Annotated in this window: 2 protein-coding genes; both read right to left on the reverse strand. The window is 37.5% G+C overall.

Annotation, left to right across the window (positions count from 1 at the left end; translation table 11 throughout):
* Positions 1 to 255 precede the first annotated feature (255 nt).
* The gene (locus KEM39_RS11310) at positions 256 to 660 is read right to left on the reverse strand and encodes an NTF2 fold immunity protein (RefSeq protein ID WP_211710066.1); all 405 of its coding nucleotides are present in this window, start codon (positions 658 to 660) and stop codon (positions 256 to 258) included.
* A 13-nt stretch (positions 661 to 673) separates the two neighbouring features.
* The coding region (locus KEM39_RS11315) for an RHS repeat-associated core domain-containing protein (protein ID WP_211710067.1) at positions 674 to 1,224 on the reverse strand (551 nt) is incomplete at its 5' end.

Consider the following 1,224-nt stretch of genomic DNA (forward strand, 5'->3'; position numbering starts at 1 on the left):
TGGTCGGCGCTTTGAATCAGGTTGCCGGCTTTGTCGTAGGCGTAGCGGCGGTTGAACACAATACAACAAAGGCCATCTGAAAGTTGTGTTTCAGACGACCTTCATGCTGATCAGTAATCGGATTATTAAAGAACCAATCTCAAAGGAATGTTTTGAGGCCGTCTGAAAAGTGGAAACTGCATGCGTGCATACCGCACACGCCCTACGTCGGGATTAGAGATTTTATGCTGGCTACAGTTTGCTTATTACTTTAATTTAGATATGTATAGAATGCCATTTCCCATCATAACTATCAAATTCTTTTACATTATCTAATTTCCAGAGACCTGCCTGTTTTTTGAATTTATAAAGTCTTTGTGCTTCCATTCCAGCGTAAAGCACATCACTTTTTACAGTTATAGAGCTACCTTTTTCTTCTATTTCAATGATTTTCTCGTTATTCGGATTGAATGTTGGAGGGTAATTAACAGTCATGCATTCTAACTTTCCCATTTTTCTTGGTTTATCTGTTAGGTATTTATCATATATTTCCTTTAGTGTTTGTTTCAATATCTCATCAGGAATATCTGTGCCTGCATCTATATGCTTATTAGCATTGTCTTCCCATTTGTACATTTCCATCAGAAAACTATTTAATACGGTTTCAATACTTGCATTCATAATTCAATCCTTTTTAGTTATTAAACTTCCCACGTAAAACACGCTGCCCACGTTGAAATACTTCATAAACAATACCAGTAGGCCGTGTTCCACCATTGGCATATTCAAATTTCCATTTCAATAACGCCTTGCCATCTTTATCTATAATATTATGAACTTTTCTTTCAAAATCTCTATAAGCCCCTCTATTAATTTTTCTTAACTGAGGAAACATATTTTGATTACTTCTTGAACCACCTAAAAGCTTACCTAAAATATGCCCTGCATCATCATCACATTTGCCTAATCCCCTAGCATAATCACGGTTACCCTTATTTGTAGCTTTTCCTTTTCCTAAATAACTACGTTTTAACACCACAGAAGCAGAGCGGACTTCACCTAGAGAACCCAATTTAACTTTTGGAGTTTTTGCTAAACCTAAAATATCAAACCAACTTTGAATATTAGGAGCAAACTGATATAAATTATCCCCACCATCCAACCCAATCGGGTCTTGGCTGACAAACCGCCCGGCCTCAGGCTCGTAATACCGCATCAGGTTGTAATGCAGCCCGGTCTCTTCAT

Source organism: Neisseria sp. Marseille-Q1983, assembly GCF_018224585.1.
Taxonomy (GTDB): domain Bacteria; phylum Pseudomonadota; class Gammaproteobacteria; order Burkholderiales; family Neisseriaceae; genus Neisseria; species Neisseria polysaccharea.

Coding starts and splice junctions, on each gene's coding strand:
- KEM39_RS11310 (WP_211710066.1), bottom strand. CDS start 660: ATGAATGCAAGTATTGAAACCGTATTAAATAGTTTTCTGATGGAAATG.